Genomic DNA, 17,171 nt, shown 5'->3' on the forward strand with positions numbered 1-17,171 from the left:
GTTTTACAAACAAAGGTAAATATTTATGGTTCCATAGTCGGTGTTTAAGGTCTACAAAAAGGGACGTAGGTTTTGACCTAGCTATTTACAATTATAAGATTTTACAAATAAAAAAGCCCGCAATACATAGATTGTGGGCTTTTTTAAACGCGCTGTTAGTTAATCCATCGAGAAGTGATCTAGGCTCGGTTTCACTCTGGCTTGTCGGCGTTTCACACTTTTATAGCAAATAACGTTACAAACAAGCTGTAGGCCAATAACTAACCAACTTAGTGTTATTAAGCCACTAATAGCTGTGCGGCTAAAAACTAACATAACAGCAATAACAATATGTACAATTAATGCCACATTTAAAAAGCGATATAAGCTCTGCTTAAATTGTGTATGTTTAAACTTACTAAAAACAGCCAAAAGTATACTGACAATCAGTAGCAGCCAGTTAATTGCTAAGCCAAAATAAATGACCGTCGTTTGCATTAATGTATCCTCATCGTATCAAGGTAACGCACTATAAAGCGATTCACTTTATCCGTGCGCTTTTATAAGCTCTTTTGCATTTGCTTTAGCTGTTTTGCTAATGTTATCACCACCCAGTAATCGAGCAATCTCATTTACTCGACCATCTTTATTCAATGCCAGCATATGCGTAAATGTTTCACCGTCTGCAATTTCTTTGGCAACAAAAAACTGCTGATGAGCGCTACTGGCCACTTGCGGTAAATGGGTTACACAAATTACTTGCGTAGACTTACCTAGTTGGCGCAGTAGTTTACCAACAGCAGCAGCTGTTGGGCCAGAAATACCAACATCCACTTCATCAAATATAAGCGTAGGGGTCGTGACTTTTTGCGCAATAATAACCTGAATAGCCAAACTAATGCGTGATAGCTCACCACCCGAGGCTACTTTTGCTAAAGGTTGCAATGGTTGCCCTGGGTTTGTTGATACTAAAAACGAAACATTATCAAAGCCTAAGCTATTTGGAGCGCGATCGTTTTGTGCAGTCAATGCTATTTCAAATACGCCATTTTCCATAGATAGATTAGCCATGCTTTCGCTGATCAATCCATTTAATGTATTCGCATACTGGTGGCGACTTGCACTTAATTGTTCACTGGCGTTTTGATAATCCTCAAGGGCATGTTCAATTTCACCTTCAAGTTGCTCAAGACGTGAGCTGTTATTACTTATCGACTCAAGCTCTTGTGCAATAGTTTGATGAAATCCAACGAGCTCTTGGGGTTTTATATGGTGTTTTCTGGCTAAGTCCATTGCACCACTGAGTCTATTTTCTACTTCAGTTAATCGCTGAGGATCCAAGTCGGCTTGTTCAGTGTAATTACGAACTTCTCGGCTTGCTTCTTCAACTTGAACAGCGGCTTCTGATAATAATGTTGCCACACTGGCTAAGCTTTCATCATACTGTGCAAGTTCAGTAAATTGTTGGGCGCTGTGCTGTATAATGGAACACGCATTTTGTTCATCATTTTCATATAAATGCTGCAACTCGCGCTGGCAGACTTGCAATATAGTTTGGCTATTGCTGAGTTTATAATGTTCGGCTTCTATTTGCTCAAATTCATCTGCCTGCAATGCAAATTCATCAAGCTCTGCGACTTGATACTCCAATAGTTGCTTTTGTGCGGCTTGTTGCTGCTGCTGTTGTTCTAGCTGTTTAAATTCTTTTTGTAAGTCAGCAAATTGTTTATAACGCTGGCTTACAGCATTAACAAGATTATGATGGCCTGCATATGCATCGAGTAATTGTAGCTGATGCTCTGCCTTTAATAGGTGCTGGTGCGCATGTTGACCATGAATAGAAATTAAATATTGGCCTAGCTCTTTTAGTTGTGCAGCGGTAACTGGGCTGCCATTAATGTAGCTTTTACTGCGACCATTTTTACAAACAACTCGACGAAGTAAACATTCGTTGTCGTCGTTATTAAGCATGTTCTCTTCTAAAAAAGCATGAGCGAGTGGTAAATTGCTTAAATCAAATTGTGCACTTACCTCTGCTTTATCAGTACCTGGGCGCACAGCAGACGCTTCTGCTCGCTCTCCAAGACACAATGATAATGCATCAATGGCGATTGATTTACCTGCTCCCGTTTCACCGGTGATAGCGGTCATACCCGAATGCCATTCTGTGCTTAAATTACTTACGATTGCAAAATTTTTAATTTCTAAACCAATTAACATACTGTTCATCCATCCAGTGAATTAACTGTTAATTTATACAGTGTTTTGGTTTTTTGCAAATTAAATTTCTATATTTTAAGCAAGGCTGGACTCAATTAATGTTTTTTTTTCTTCATCAATAGGGAGGTTTTCATCGTTAAGGTCAATACTATCAACTGGTTGCGCTATGTCTTCAGTTTTTAACTTTAAAATTAGCGTAGGAAGGACTTCTTGATAAAAGTTTTTATTATATAAAATACCTTGAGCTGGTAACTCTGCTATGAAATATTGAGTGGTATCGGAAAAAGCTTGGCTGTTATTATTTTTATAGGTTTTTATTAGTTCTTCGTTAAGTATATTAATAAGTAAATCGCATAGCGATTCTAGCTTATTTAAATTTTCATCAGTGTGTGGCTGTACCACAAAAAAATTACTGACAACGGCTTGAATTCGAGGAAGGTGTTTAGCACTAATGACTTTTGCATCAAGTAACTCGTTAAGTTTTATTTTTAAACGTGATTGAGTACTTGCAACGCGCTCGTTAAACAGCTTTTTCTTTGCTTCAATAGTCTTTTTACGATTACTTTCAATGAGTAAGTAACTGCCAAGTAAAGTAATTAACAATAATAAAGCAAGAAATACTACATAAGTCATTGCTACAATTTCCTGATGGTGATGATTAATAATCTAGCCCGATATTTTGCTCTAAAGTTGCATGTTTGGCAATAACTGAGAGATTGTTTATCTTTTGGGGTGAAACATGCACACTCAAAGAGACTCAGCCTTGCCTACCTGTTTAGAGGCAAGGGATATGAGCATGCGCAGTAGTTTTAATCGCTTTTTACTTTGTCCACTCGATTAACTATCTCTTGCTGCGATTACATCGCCTCTCAATTAAACAACTCTCAGTCCTAAAAGCTCAACCGTTTTTAGTATAAACGGCTACCCCAGTTTAACTTCTTACGAAGCACATTATAATAAGAGTAATTTTTTGGGTGAATTAACCGTAATTTTCTATCTGCTTTGCGAATAACGACCTCATCACCGGGTAATACGGCAAGTACAACATGGCTGTCGCAACTTACCTGTAAGCTATCGGTATTTTCTAAACTAAGCTTTAAACGTACTTCGTTATCGGCATCTACCACTAAAGGGCGGCTTGATAAAGTATGCGGGAACATAGGAACCAATGACATGGCGTTGAGTTCTGGGGTTAAAATAGGGCCGCCGCCCGATAAAGAGTAGGCTGTTGAACCTGTTGGAGTCGATACAATTAATCCATCAGAGCGTTGTGAGAATACAAAATCATCGTTAATAAATGCTTCAAACTCAATCATGTGTGCTACTTTATCAGCATGAAGCACCGCTTCGTTTACTGCCGAATTAGCGCTTTTAAGTTCGTTATGACGGTACACTTCTACTTCTAATAAAAAACGTTTTTCTTCAATGTAATCGCCACTGAGTACTTGTTCTAAACTGCCTTCAAATCCTTCTGGATTTAAATCGGTTAAAAAGCCTAAATTGCCTCTGTTTACACCGATTACCGCAATATCAAAACGAGCGAGTACTCTTGCAGCGCCAAGCATATTGCCATCACCACCAACCACAATGGCTAAATCGGCGCGCGCTCCCAAATCAACGAGTTTTACGAGCTTGTCCTCAGGTACATCACTAAGTTGACCTCCCGTGCGTTTTTCAACAATCACCTCAAAGCCTAAAGCTAATAAAAACGTATGTAATCGTTGTAACGTAGCGGCTGCATTAGGATGATTTGGCTTACCAATCAAGCCAATAGTGTTAAAGGGAGAGTCCATAATAAATACACTGAAAGTTTCGGTATTGGTAGAGTAACCTAAAACAGAAGTGTTTGAAAACACAGATCTTAGGGTCTGTTGTCCTTTCAATGCGAAACAGACACTGACTGAAGGGTTTTGACTAGAGGCGATTAACTTTTTGTTTTCGGTTTTCACTTAGGCCACTAGGTTACAAAGCTCGTATCGCGATTAAATCGCCCCTAGTTTGAACAAATTTTAATCCGCAAAAATAACAGAGCTTAATAGTGACTAATTGATTTAATTAATTCACTGTAAAATTTAGATTTATTAAATTTCTTATACTTGAAATAATAATACCTAGCCCCGATATAACAGTCATGCGTAAAGATGTAGATAACATGAAATTAAATCCTCGAGACCAGCAAATTTTTGCCGCTGTTATGAGCCTGTACTGTAATGGTGATGGCTTACCTGTGCCTTCAACAAAAATTGCAAAACAAAAAGGTATGGCGGTGTGTTCTGCCACTGTTCGCAACGCGATGGCACGCCTTGAAAAAATAGGCTTATTGTATTCACCACATACATCTGCAGGACGAGTCCCCACCAATGATGGCTTTGACTATTGGTTTGATGAGTTTTTTACTTTGGGTGCTATTGCTAATTATTGGCAGCCTGAGCAGGCTGAGCTAGTCGAATTGGCACATGGCTTGAGTCAACGTTATCAAGTATGCTGTTGTGTGGGGCTACCACAAGTTAGAACTCAGCAGGTATTTAGAGTAGAAGTACTCGACTTTGACGCTAATAATTGGCTTATCTTACTTTTAGACAGAGCAGGGCAAAGCCATAATATTTGCATTAACAAGCCTGATGATCCCAGTGACGGCCAACGCTACGAGTTTGCTACTTGGCTTAACACTGTATTTAGCCAGCAAACGCTCATTGAAGGGCTATACAGAATGCAGGCCATGGCAAATACGGCACCGCGTAATTGTCATGACTCTTTAACTCAATGGACGCGTGAGTTAAGCCAAAAATTAGGCTCAGATAACAGTATTGTGGTGGGCGAAAACTACCTTTATAAAAAAATAGATTGTGAGCAAAGTCTTAATATTGGTGTTTCATTTTTAAATTTTGTGGAAGATAAGCTCGCATTTAAAAACGGGGTCTCTATACTCAGTGCTGAAAATTTACCTTTTAGTACTTGTGATGATCTCATTGTGATCACTGTGCCGTACTTTCAAAATCAGGAATATCAAAGTCGTTTTTGTGTTATTTGTCCGAAATCAGCGCAATTAGAGAAAATAATCCAAGAATTTAAATTATTAGAGCCATCGGGCTCTTGAATCTTTTTATTCAATCCCCATAATTACCGCAGTTGTAAAGAATTGGAGCGTATATTTTATGTCTGAGCAGACACAAAACCCAGAGCAAGAAGTAGAATTGAACGAAGAAGTGGCGCAAATGGAAGCCGACGTTGAGGCTGCAGTAGAAGCAGCAGAACAACACGCCGAGCAAGAGCAAAGCCCTGAAGCAGAAATTGCAATGTTATATGCTGAGTTAGAAGCGGCAAAACAAACTATTGCAGATCAGAAAGATAGCGTCGTTCGCGCTGCTGCTGACGTTGACAATATGCGTCGTCGTGCTGCACAAGATGTTGAGAAAGCGCACAAATTTGCACTTGAAAAATTTGCTAACGAATTACTTCCTGTTATAGATAACTTAGAGCGTGCTATTGAGTTCTCTGATAAAGAAAATGAAACGCTTAAGCCTTTGTTAGAAGGTATTGATATGACAGTAAAAAGCTTTAACGATGCAGTGGCTAAATTTGGCGTTGAAATTGTAAACCCACAAGGTGAGCAGTTTAACCCAGATTTTCATCAAGCAATGTCGATTCAGCCAAGTAATGATGTGACGCCTAATACTGTGTTAGCAGTAATGCAAAAAGGTTACACATTAAACGGTCGTTTATTACGTCCTGCAATGGTTATGGTATCTAAAGCAGCTGATGCTTAATTAAGTATACAATTAAAAAATGCCTCATTATGAGGCATTTTTTTTGTCTTTAAAATAATGAACTAACTGCACTAGGATAGTGAGTACAACTGCGCTGAACATTAAACTTGAAAATGGAACTGCACTTTGTGCATGCATTACCGCTAATATAGGGCCTACTAATGCGCCACTACCAAAACGTAAGGTGCCAATAACCGCCGTTGCAGTCCCTGTATTTTGCTCAAATTTCATCAAAATCAATGAATCTGCGTTACTTGCTATTATACCTAGGCTCATCATCAACGGAGCAATAGCCGCAACAATAAAGTAAAGTGACAAGTTTAATACGCTAAAGCTAAGTAATGCTGCGCCAGAGATAAAGCCACACATTAAGCCATAATAAAGCATTTTGCGTGAGCCAATACGTGGCACTACGCGAGTATTTAAAAAATTACCAAACATCAACGCCATTACATTAAAAGCGAATAACAGGCCAAACAATTGTTCTGATACTTTAAATAGGTCGAGGTAAATATAAGGGACGGACGTTAAAAAGCAAAAAAAGCCAAACGACACAAACATCGAGCTTAAAATATCGGCGCGGGCGTGCGTATTACTTAATACCACTTTATAACTTGAGAAGAATAATGCTAATCCTTTTCGCTCATTTTTAAATATTGGAATATCGATTAAGTAACGTTGCACAAAAAGTAAAATAACAAAGCTATAGGTCGCTAAAACAATAAAAATAGTCGACCATACCGAAAAGCCTAAAATGACCGAGCCGATAGAGGGGGCAAGTAACGGTGCTATCATCATAATCATAGACACGTAAGACATACCTTTAGCAGTATTTTTTTGATATATATGCCTAATGATCCCAGGGACGACAACCGTAGCGGCCGCGCCTGTAAATGCCTGTACAGCTCTTAACAGCCAAAAAGTATGCACTTCAGTGGTAAATGCTAACGCCAGTGAACTTAAGCCAAATAAACTGAGACCTATCCGTGCCAGTTTACGCCTGCCAATTTGATCGGCTATGGGGCCAAAAAATAACATGCCCAATGCATAACCCGCTAAGTATATACTCAACGATATTTGAACATTTGGCATGCTGGTATTGAGATCATTGGCAATCACCAGCATCGCCGGTAAATACATATCAATGGCTAAAGGCGTGATCGCGACAATACTGGCTAATAAAGGCAATAAAATACGGGTATTAAAAGAAGAAGCCGAAGCGCTCATTTAAAAACTCAAAACAACGAATATAGGCCCAGCATTATAGCAGGGCAATAGCCTTGGATAAACTTAGTTTGCCTGCTAACTTAATTGTTTAATTGCAAAAAGCAAAGATTTTAAACTAACACCGCGTTTGCTATTCTATACTTAGTAACAAACTTTTTTAGGGTAACACAATGAAAAAATTGGTTTTGGTAGTTCTAGCCAGTGCAGTATTAGCAGGTTGTAAAACATCACCAACTGGGCGAACGCAAATTGCGCTTTACTCAGATCAACAAATGACTCAAATGGGTACTGCCAGTTTTGCAGAGATGAAAAAAACGCAGCCGATAAATAAAGATCCAAAAGTAAACAGTTACGTCAATTGCATTGCTGAAAAAGTAGTGGCCGTGCTTCCTACAGAATATGCATCTCAAAATTGGGAAGTGGTGGTATTTGAAGATGAATCTGCAAACGCCTTTGCATTGCCTGGCGGTTATATTGGTGTACATACGGGGCTCTTAAAAATAGCCACAAATCAAGATCAGGTTGCCACTGTTTTAGGTCATGAAGTTGGACACGTGATTGCTGAGCATTCAAATGAACGGGTCTCACAAAGTTCTATTTTACAAACGGGTATGCAGCTGGGCAATGCGGCGCTTGAAATGGGTAACGTGCAATACCGTAATGAAATTATGCAAGGCCTTGGTTTAGGCGCTCAATATGGTGTGGTTTTACCCTTTAGTCGCTCACATGAGTCAGAGGCAGATACAATTGGTTTAGATCTTATGGCGCAAGCAGGGTTTAATCCCAAAGAGTCTGTAACACTTTGGCAAAATATGAGCCAAGCGGGCAGTGGGGCTACGCCAGAGTTTTTATCAACTCACCCAGCACCAACGAGCCGTATTGCAAATTTACAATCGCAAATGAGTAAAGCGCTTAGCGAGCAAAAAACAGCTAAAGCACAAGGTAAAAATCCGCAGTGTAAGTTGTGATCAGCCATAAAAAAACCTGTCTAATGACAGGTTTTATTTTTTATAATTAAAACATTCAATTATATATTAGAAAGTCCACTCTAAATGAACTTGCGGTACTGATTCACTAACATCAGTACCAAATTTATTGTGCCAGTATTGCCATTCCATACCTAACAGTAAGGTATTTTCTTTCATTTCTAGCGCATGTCCCATATCCCATACAATAATAGGTTGGGCTAAAAACCAAGCACGCACATCGTTACCAAACTCATCTTTTCGTTCAGCAATGTACTCTGCATGTCCTTTTACGTTAAACTTTTGCGAGCCAATCATGAACGGGTAATCAAAGGCTACATCAAACATCCAGCTGTTAGTTTCAATGGGTGCACCGCCTTTTGCAACGCCTTCGCTATCATCAATGTATGCACTGATAAGGGTTGAAAAGAAATTAAAACCAGGCACATCCCAGCTTAATTTTACGCCTGGTAAATATTTAACTACTTTGGCATCGCCTGCAGCATTAATACCCATGGTTAGGCCAACATCAACAAGCGCCCCTGACGCTACTTTTTCGTCCATTACTGCAGATAAACTAAGGGTAGAGTAACCTTCAAAGTAAAAGTCTTGATCTTGAAAGCCATCATCGTTGCTGTCGGTACTGTAATCAATAAAGAAAAAGTTATCGCCATAATCATGCCCAGAAGCATGCTCAATTGAGTACACCGTGGTATTAGATTTTTGTTCAGTAAATGGGTTTTTGTGGTTGCCGTTATTAATATGAAGCGCCGTATTGCTCCAATTAGCAGCGGTAGCTGTTGAACTTAAGGCACACGCACTTAGTGCAACGAGAGGAAGTAAGTTTTTAATTTTCATAACCATATTTTATGTGACACGCTGAATATCACATTATAGCAAACACGGTTAATTTGTTAATTATTTATTGTGATAAACAGTGCATTAGCACGCAGCTAATACACTGTAAAAAGGGAGATTATGCTTTATTGCGGCGCAAACAAATAACAGCAATAGCAGTAAAGGCTAAAATAAAGCAGTAGTAAGATGAGGTTGAAACATCCCACGGGCTAATTTTAAATGTAGCACCGAGTAATAATGCTTGCGCGCCATAAGGCAAAGACCCTTGGGTTACACAGGCAAAAATATCTAATAAACTGGCAGAGCGTTTACCACTAATTTCGCCATCATCAGCCAGTTTTTTAGCAATAGGGCCTGTCACAATAATAGACACGGTATTATTGGCAATACACATATTACTGGTGACAACTAATGCCGCGATCCCTAACTGATCGGCTACTTTACGGTGCCATTTGGCAATGACTTTAGTAATAGCTTGAATTTTTTGAGCGATATAGTCGAGGCCGCCATTAATACGAATAAACTCAGAGAGGCCACCAATAAACATAGACAGTAAAAATATTTCCTGCATTTCACTAAAGCCTTTGTAAATATCTTTTACAAAGCTTGCACCTTCATAGCTGCCGGTAAAGCCCATTAATGCGGCAAACACAATACCGCTTAACAGCACTACAAACACATTAAAGCCCATTACCGCCAGGACTAAAATAAAGGCATACGGAAGTACTAATAAAATATCGTAGTCTTTGGTATCAACTACTTGTGCTGCAGGCGTTAAAAATAATAGCAATGCAATAGTGAGTATGGCGGCCGGAACAGCAATTTTAAGGTTTTCTTTAAACTTATCTTTCATTTCACAGCCTTGCGTGCGGGTAGCAGCAATCGTGGTGTCAGAAATTATTGATAAGTTATCACCAAACATAGCACCAGATACAATGGTACCGGCCATTAAAGCAGGATCAATTCCTGTTTTAATAGATACTGCATAGGCAATTGGGCCAATAGCACCAATAGTTCCCATTGAAGTGCCCATAGCAGTAGAAATAACCGCCGCTATTAAAAATAAACCAGGTAGTAGTAACGAAGGGGGAATAAGTGAAAGTCCGGCATTAACAACCGCATCCACACCGCCGGTAGCACCAGCAACCGCCGAAAAAGCACCCGCTAGTAAGTAAATAAGACACATGGTAATAATATTGTTATTACCTACGCCCTTTATAAAGGTTTCTACGCTTTGGTTGATGCTGGTTTTATTTAAAATAAAGGCTAAAACAATCGCGGGTAAAATAGCGACTGGTGCTGGGAGTTGATAAAACGCGTAATCAACCCCTTGAGATTGTAAATATAAGCCTGAGCCTAAAAAAATAGCAACAAAGGTGAGTAGGGGAAGCAAAGAAAATCTTGCTTTATTTTTATCAAATGATGGCTGCATCATAATCCTCGTTAATTATTCATAGCAATCGAAGTCGATTGATATATTAAACAGCCAAAGCATCCCTCTTTTAGCTGAATTTAGTTGTTTGTTTTACTATCTAACCAGATAAGTAACCCAACAGCGCCCGCAAGCCAAAGACCAAATCGGCGCAAAAAAAGAAGTTTAAATGTATAGATGGCTAAATGCAAAGACTATCTGTTATTATTATGAGGGTCTGTTGATCTTTCAAGGTTAAATTTGCAGCAGTCTGTTTGGTATTTAGGCAAGGCAGAGCCTATGTGGTGTAGTTGTTCCCCATAAATAGGCGGTAACGCAGCATCAATGCCAAACAGGCGCTGCCCGAAGGGTTCTGCCTAGGGGCGATTTACTCTTTGTTGCTCGGTTTTTACTTAGCCCACTAGGTTACAAACCTCGCGCCACGATTAAACCGCTCCTAGTTTGAACAAATTTTAATCCGCAAAGGTCAACAGACCCTAAAATAATCGAAGCTTTTTTATAAGCTTTCCTGACTATTACATGAGTTTTAGATAAAATCTAGCTAACTAAAAAATACATAGGTTGTAAAAAGATGAATCGAGTAGGTGTGTTTGGTGCGAATGGCCGTATGGGACTGGCACTTGTAGAAGCAGCAACAATCAATAAAAATTCACAATTAGCGGCGGCCTATGTGCGCAGTCAGTCACCGTTATTAGACCTGCCCGTTAATCAGCTTAATAGCGCAGCGGCAAAAGAGATTAAGTTTAGCAGTGAACAGCAGGTTGAAAATGTAGATGTGCTTATAGACTTTACTTTGCCTGAAGGCATGAGAAATCATTTAAAAACAGCCGTTGAGCAAAAAACACCTATGGTAATTGGCACCACCGGCTTAACTCATGACGATATGGCGCTATTAACGGATGCAGCTAAACATATTCCGATTGTATTTGCGCGTAATTATAGCGTGGGCGTAAATTTACTGCTTAACTTAGTGCAAACGGCAGCAACAAAACTAGGCGATGATTTAGATATAGAAATTTTTGAAGCACATCATCGTCATAAAATTGATGCGCCATCGGGCACTGCACTTGCCATTGGCGAGTCGATTGCTCAGGCAAAAGGGTGGGATCATGATGAGGTTGCCGTTTATGATCGCAACAACATAGAGCAGGCCAAATCACAAAATGAAATTGGTTATTCGGTGCTAAGGGGCGGTGATATAGTAGGTGAACACACGGCCTACTTCGCTACAATGGGCGAAAGACTTGAATTAACCCATAAAGCAAGTTCGCGAATGACCTTCGCGCTAGGTGCTATAAGAGCTGCGCAGTGGTTGAAAAATAAACCTGCAGGACTTTATGACATGCAAGATGTGCTAGATTTAAAGTAGTTAAGTTCCTTTTTTAACGCTTTGGGGTGGTTTTTTGCTATAACCACTTATTTATTGCAATTTACTAATTAGCGTTAGACCTAAAAGCCAACTTCATGTAGAATGCAGCCAATTTGCCAAAAATTACTAAATGCGTGTTTCCAATTATACTCATATGGTTAGCAAAACCGGGGTTTGTGTGGGAATGAAAAGAGTTTTAGGCAAGAAAAATGAATGAAGGTTTAGTGGTTTACATCGGCATCATTTAAGACTGCGTAAAACAATTTAAGCTCACAGAAATCAGGTTTTGACCAATTATCTGAGTATTGGCGGGGTGTTAAGCAATTTGCTTACTCCCGTTTTTTACTGTTAGGAGGTTTAACTTGACTAAATCCGCTCTGTTAGTCCTAGAAGACGGCACAGTGTTTCGCGGTACTGCAATCGGCGCTGACGGCATGTCAGTCGGTGAAGTAGTATTCAATACGTCTATGACTGGTTATCAAGAAATTTTGACTGATCCATCGTACGCGGAACAAATCGTAACTTTGACGTACCCACATATCGGTAATACGGGTACCAACAGCGAAGACGAAGAAGCGAGTCACATTTGGGCTAAAGGCCTAGTGATCCGTGATTTGCCACTGCTAGCGAGTAATTTTCGTAACGAGCAATCGTTAGATGATTACTTAAAAGAACGTAATATTTTAGGTATTGCGGACATCGACACCAGAAAACTAACCCGTATTTTGCGTGATAAAGGCGCACAAAATGGCTGTATCGTTGCCGGTGACGAACTAGACGAGAAAAAAGCGCTTGAAGCTGCGCAAGCCTTCCCAGGCTTAAAAGGCATGGATTTAGCAAAAGTTGTCTCAACCAAGGAAAATTTTGAGTGGCGCGAATCAAGCTGGACATTAGGCGAAGGGTTTAAAACCTTACACGCTGATGATGAAAAGTTTCATGTTGTTGCCTACGACTTCGGTGTTAAACGTAATATTTTACGTATGCTTGTAGATCGTGGTTGTAAACTAACGGTTGTACCCGCACAAACCTCTGCCGCTGACGTACTAGCATTAAACCCTGATGGTATTTTCTTATCAAATGGCCCTGGCGATCCTGAGCCATGTACTTATGCCATTGATGCAATTAAAACCTTTTTAGAAACCGATACGCCAATTTTTGGTATTTGTTTAGGGCATCAACTATTAGCGCTTGCCTCAGGTGCTAAAACAGTAAAAATGAAGTTTGGCCACCATGGTGGTAACCACCCAGTTAAAGATCTTGAGCGCGATGTCGTAATGATCACCGCACAAAACCATGGTTTTGCTGCAGATGAAGCCACATTACCAGATAACCTACGTGCAACGCATAAATCGTTATTTGACGGCACATTGCAAGGTATTCACCGTACAGATAAACCAGCATTTAGCTTCCAAGGTCACCCAGAAGCGAGTCCTGGTCCGCACGATGCAGCCCCATTATTTGACCACTTCATCGATTTGATGCAAGCGCGTAACCACTAATTTAACCGGAGTAATAATGCCAAAACGTACCGACATAAAAAGCATTCTTATCTTAGGCGCAGGCCCAATTGTAATTGGTCAAGCTTGTGAATTTGACTACTCTGGTGCTCAAGCGTGTAAAGCACTAAGAGAAGAAGGCTATCGAGTTATATTAGTTAACTCAAACCCAGCAACTATCATGACTGACCCAGAAATGGCCGATGCAACATACATCGAACCAATTCACTGGGAAGTGGTAGAAAAAATCATTGAAAAAGAAAAGCCAGATGCTGTCCTGCCTACAATGGGTGGCCAAACAGCATTAAACTGTGCGCTTGATTTAGACAAGCATGGTGTATTGGCTAAGCATGGCGTTGAGCTTATTGGCGCAACAGCCGATGCAATCGATAAAGCAGAAAACCGTGAGCGCTTTGATGTTGCTATGCGTAACATCGGCCTAGAATGTCCACGTGCTGAAATTGCCCATTCAATGGATGAAGCGCGCGATACCATGACCCGTATCGGCTTACCGTGTATTATTCGTCCTTCTTTCACAATGGGCGGCACCGGCGGCGGTGTGGCTTACAACATGGAAGAGTTTGAAGAAATCTGTGAGCGCGGTTTAGACCTTTCACCAACCAGCGAGTTATTAATAGATGAGTCGTTAATTGGTTGGAAAGAATACGAAATGGAAGTTGTTCGTGACAAAAAAGACAACTGTATTATCGTCTGTTCTATTGAAAACTTTGACCCAATGGGTGTGCACACAGGTGACTCAATCACTGTGGCTCCAGCACAAACATTAACCGACAAAGAATACCAAATCATGCGTAATGCCTCTATGGCCGTATTGCGTGAAATTGGTGTTGAAACCGGCGGTTCAAACGTACAATTTGGTGTAAATCCCGTTGATGGCCGTATGGTTATCATTGAAATGAACCCACGTGTATCACGTTCATCGGCACTGGCCTCTAAAGCAACCGGTTTCCCTATTGCTAAAATCGCCGCTAAGTTAGCGGTAGGCTACACGTTAGATGAGCTTCAAAACGATATCACTGGCGGTAAAACCCCAGCGTCGTTTGAACCGTCAATCGATTACGTTGTAACAAAAATTCCTCGCTTTAACTTTGAAAAATTTGCCGGTGCAAACGACCGTTTAACGACGCAAATGAAATCAGTGGGCGAAGTAATGGCGATTGGTCGTAACCAACAAGAGTCATTACAAAAAGCATTACGTGGTTTAGAAGTAGGCGCAACAGGCTTTAACCCAATTGTGGCACTTGATGACCCTAAAGCAAAAGAAAAAATCATTCGTGAATTACGTGAGCCAGGTGCAGAGCGTATTTGGTACATTGCCGATGCAATGCGCCATGGTATGAGCGTTGAAGATGTATTTGAATTAACTAAGATTGACCCTTGGTACTTAGTACAAATTGAAGATATCTTAAAAGACGAAGCTAAAATTTCAGAAGTCGGTATGGCCGGCTTAAATGCAGACTTCTTGCGTAAACTTAAACGCAAAGGGTTTGCAGATCCGCGTATTGCAGAAATTGCCGGTGTGTCAGAAGCTGAAATCCGTAAAAAGCGTCATCAACTCAATATTGTGCCTGTGTACAAACGCGTTGATACGTGCGCTGCCGAATTTAGCTCAGATACAGCTTACATGTACTCATCTTACGATGAAGAGTGTGAAGCGAACGCATCTGACCGTGATAAAATCATGGTGATTGGTGGTGGTCCTAACCGTATCGGCCAAGGTATTGAATTTGATTACTGTTGTGTACACGCAGCGCTTGCGCTTCGTGAAGACGGTTACGAAACTATTATGGTTAACTGTAACCCTGAAACGGTATCTACCGATTACGATACGTCTGATCGTTTATACTTTGAGCCAATTACGCTTGAAGACGTACTAGAAATTGTACGTGTTGAAAAGCCAAAAGGCGTTATCGTGCAGTACGGTGGTCAAACACCACTTAAACTAGCGCGTGAGCTTGAAGCGAACGGTGTGCCAGTAATTGGTACTTCGCCAGATGCGATTGACCGTGCAGAAGATCGTGAACGCTTCCAACAACTTGTTGAGCGTTTGGATTTACTGCAGCCAGAAAATGCCACCGTAACCTCAACTGAAGAAGCTATTTTAAAATCAGTTGAAATTGGTTTCCCACTGGTAGTACGTCCTTCGTACGTATTAGGTGGTCGTGCGATGGAAATTGTATACGATGAGCAAGACTTACGTCGTTACATGACCGAGGCCGTATCTGCATCAAACGAAGCACCCGTGTTACTTGACCGTTTCTTAGATAACGCAATCGAAGTTGACGTTGATGCTATCTGTGATGGCGAGCAAGTGATTATTGGCGGCATCATGGAGCATATTGAACAAGCGGGCGTTCACTCTGGTGACTCAGCGTGTTCATTACCAGCTCACTCGCTAACGCAAGAAGTACAAGATGTAATGCGTAAGCAAGTAACTGATATGGCCCTTGAGCTTGGCGTAGTTGGTTTGATGAATACACAGTTTGCGGTTAAAGATGGCAAAGTGTATTTAATCGAAGTAAACCCACGTGCAGCACGTACAGTTCCATTTGTATCTAAAGCAACGGGTGTAGCACTTGCAAAAGTTGCGGCACGTTGTATGGCAGGTCAATCTTTAGCAAGCCAAGGCATTACTAAAGAAGTGATTCCACCGTACTACAGCGTAAAAGAAGTGGTATTGCCATTTGCTAAGTTCCAAGGTGTGGATCCTATCCGTGGCCCAGAAATGCGCTCTACGGGTGAAGTAATGGGTGTTGGTGATACTTTCGCCGAAGCGTTCGCAAAAGCACAATTAGGTGCAAGCAACACTTTACCACGTGGTGGTCGCGCGTTACTATCTGTACGTAATAGCGATAAGCCACGTATTGTAGAACTAGCTAAAACCATGACAGACCTTGGTTTTGAGCTAGATGCAACAGGTGGAACAGCTGCTGCACTTGAAGATGCTGGAATTACGGTTCGCCGTGTAAATAAAGTATATGAAGGTCGTCCGCACATTCTTGATAGAATCAAAAATGGCGAGTATAGCTATATCGTTAATACCACCGAAGGTCGCCAAGCGATTGAAGATTCGAAGGTGTTACGTCGTGGTGCATTGCAGCACAAAACCAATTATACTACGACATTGAATGCGGCATTTGCTAACTGTACTGCTAACCAAGCAGATGACCGCAGTAAAGTGACGTCTGTTCAAGAACTACACCTGCGATTGAACTAAGGAAATGTGCCAAGGCCGTAACCACGGCCTTGGGATTAAGTGAGAAAAGTATGCAATCAATTCCAATGACAGTTCGTGGCGCAAAATTATTGCGCGATGAACTTAACGAATTAAAAACTGTTACCCGTCCAAAAATTGTATCTGATATTGCTGATGCACGTGAACACGGTGACTTAAAAGAAAATGCTGAGTATCACGCTGCGCGTGAGCAACAGGGTTTTTGTGAAGGCCGTATTCAAGAAATTGAAGCAAAACTTTCAAACATGCAGATGATTGACGTAACAAAGATGCCTAATACAGGTAAAGTGATTTTTGGTACTACAGTAACCATCGTTAATGTTGAAACCGACGCTGAAGTTAAATATCAGATTGTTGGCGATGATGAAGCAGATATTAAAAGTAATTTAATCTCTGTCAATTCACCAATTGCTCGCGGCTTAATTGGTAAACAAGCGGATGACGCTGTGATTATCAAAACGCCAAAAGGTGATGTAGAGTACGAAATCATTGAGGTTGAGTATATTTAATTAGTTAACTCACTTTAACGTTTTATAAAAACCAGTGCTTAGCAATAAGCACTGGTTTTTTTATGCTTGGTTTTTATATTTGGTTTAGATACC

At 40.6% G+C, this 17,171-nt stretch carries 14 protein-coding genes; 7 read left to right on the forward strand and 7 right to left on the reverse strand.

Going from position 1 to position 17,171, the window contains the following annotated elements; all coding sequences use genetic code 11:
• Positions 1 to 159 precede the first annotated feature (159 nt).
• The 4 genes from L641_RS0120150 to nadK all read right to left on the reverse strand — a co-directional run bounded on the left by L641_RS0120150 (position 160) and on the right by nadK (position 3,992).
• Entirely contained in the window at positions 160 to 477 is a 318-nt protein-coding gene (locus L641_RS0120150; RefSeq protein WP_024602950.1) for a hypothetical protein, read from the reverse strand.
• A gap of 48 nt (positions 478 to 525) precedes the next feature.
• On the reverse strand, positions 526 to 2,199 hold the full coding sequence (gene recN, locus L641_RS0120155; RefSeq protein WP_013465169.1) for a DNA repair protein RecN: 1,674 nt from the start codon (positions 2,197 to 2,199) through the stop codon (positions 526 to 528).
• A gap of 75 nt (positions 2,200 to 2,274) precedes the next feature.
• On the reverse strand, positions 2,275 to 2,832 hold the full coding sequence (locus tag L641_RS0120160; protein ID WP_013465168.1) for a hypothetical protein: 558 nt from the start codon (positions 2,830 to 2,832) through the stop codon (positions 2,275 to 2,277).
• A gap of 275 nt (positions 2,833 to 3,107) precedes the next feature.
• Complete coding sequence (nadK, locus tag L641_RS0120165) at positions 3,108 to 3,992, reverse strand: NAD(+) kinase (RefSeq protein ID WP_024602951.1); 885 nt, start codon at positions 3,990 to 3,992, stop codon at positions 3,108 to 3,110.
• 338 nt (positions 3,993 to 4,330) lie between these two features.
• On the opposite strand from nadK, the gene L641_RS0120170 reads away from it, so the two are divergent.
• Together L641_RS0120170 and grpE are read left to right on the forward strand one after the other, a co-directional pair.
• Entirely contained in the window at positions 4,331 to 5,296 is a 966-nt protein-coding gene (locus tag L641_RS0120170) for an HrcA family transcriptional regulator (protein ID WP_016900402.1), read from the forward strand.
• A gap of 58 nt (positions 5,297 to 5,354) precedes the next feature.
• On the forward strand, positions 5,355 to 5,966 hold the full coding sequence (gene grpE / locus L641_RS0120175) for a nucleotide exchange factor GrpE (protein ID WP_013465165.1): 612 nt from the start codon (positions 5,355 to 5,357) through the stop codon (positions 5,964 to 5,966).
• A 27-nt stretch (positions 5,967 to 5,993) separates the two neighbouring features.
• Here grpE and L641_RS0120180 read toward each other — a convergent pair whose 3' ends face one another.
• On the reverse strand, positions 5,994 to 7,193 hold the full coding sequence (locus L641_RS0120180) for a Bcr/CflA family efflux MFS transporter (RefSeq protein WP_013465163.1): 1,200 nt from the start codon (positions 7,191 to 7,193) through the stop codon (positions 5,994 to 5,996).
• 170 nt (positions 7,194 to 7,363) lie between these two features.
• Here L641_RS0120180 and L641_RS0120185 point away from each other — a divergent pair, with 170 nt between their 5' ends.
• On the forward strand, positions 7,364 to 8,161 hold the full coding sequence (locus tag L641_RS0120185; protein WP_013465162.1) for a M48 family metallopeptidase: 798 nt from the start codon (positions 7,364 to 7,366) through the stop codon (positions 8,159 to 8,161).
• A gap of 66 nt (positions 8,162 to 8,227) precedes the next feature.
• On the opposite strand, the gene L641_RS0120190 is transcribed toward L641_RS0120185, so the two are convergent.
• Positions 8,228 to 9,016 carry a nucleoside-binding outer membrane protein gene (locus L641_RS0120190; RefSeq protein ID WP_024602952.1) on the reverse strand — a complete coding sequence of 263 codons (789 nt, stop codon included), beginning with the start codon at positions 9,014 to 9,016 and terminating at the stop codon, positions 8,228 to 8,230.
• Between the two features lie 118 nt (positions 9,017 to 9,134).
• Positions 9,135 to 10,448 (reverse strand): Na+/H+ antiporter NhaC family protein, encoded by a 1,314-nt coding sequence (locus L641_RS0120195; protein WP_013465160.1) that lies wholly within the window; start codon positions 10,446 to 10,448, stop codon positions 9,135 to 9,137.
• Positions 10,449 to 11,019: 571 nt separating this feature from the next.
• On the opposite strand from L641_RS0120195, the gene dapB reads away from it, so the two are divergent.
• The 4 genes from dapB to greA all read left to right on the forward strand — a co-directional run bounded on the left by dapB (position 11,020) and on the right by greA (position 17,078).
• The gene (gene dapB / locus L641_RS0120200) at positions 11,020 to 11,817 is read left to right on the forward strand and encodes a 4-hydroxy-tetrahydrodipicolinate reductase (RefSeq protein ID WP_008463955.1); all 798 of its coding nucleotides are present in this window, start codon (positions 11,020 to 11,022) and stop codon (positions 11,815 to 11,817) included.
• A 362-nt stretch (positions 11,818 to 12,179) separates the two neighbouring features.
• Positions 12,180 to 13,316: a glutamine-hydrolyzing carbamoyl-phosphate synthase small subunit gene (carA, locus tag L641_RS0120205; RefSeq protein WP_016900401.1), complete on the forward strand. Its 1,137-nt coding sequence runs from the start codon at positions 12,180 to 12,182 to the stop codon at positions 13,314 to 13,316.
• A 16-nt stretch (positions 13,317 to 13,332) separates the two neighbouring features.
• The gene (gene carB / locus L641_RS0120210) at positions 13,333 to 16,551 is read left to right on the forward strand and encodes a carbamoyl-phosphate synthase large subunit (protein ID WP_016900400.1); all 3,219 of its coding nucleotides are present in this window, start codon (positions 13,333 to 13,335) and stop codon (positions 16,549 to 16,551) included.
• A gap of 50 nt (positions 16,552 to 16,601) precedes the next feature.
• A complete protein-coding gene (gene greA / locus L641_RS0120215) occupies positions 16,602 to 17,078 on the forward strand; it encodes a transcription elongation factor GreA (RefSeq protein ID WP_010388635.1) in 477 nt (158 codons plus the stop codon).
• Positions 17,079 to 17,171 lie beyond the last annotated feature (93 nt).

Origin of the sequence: Pseudoalteromonas sp. TB41, assembly GCF_000497975.1 — a bacterium.
Lineage (GTDB): Bacteria > Pseudomonadota > Gammaproteobacteria > Enterobacterales > Alteromonadaceae > Pseudoalteromonas > Pseudoalteromonas tetraodonis.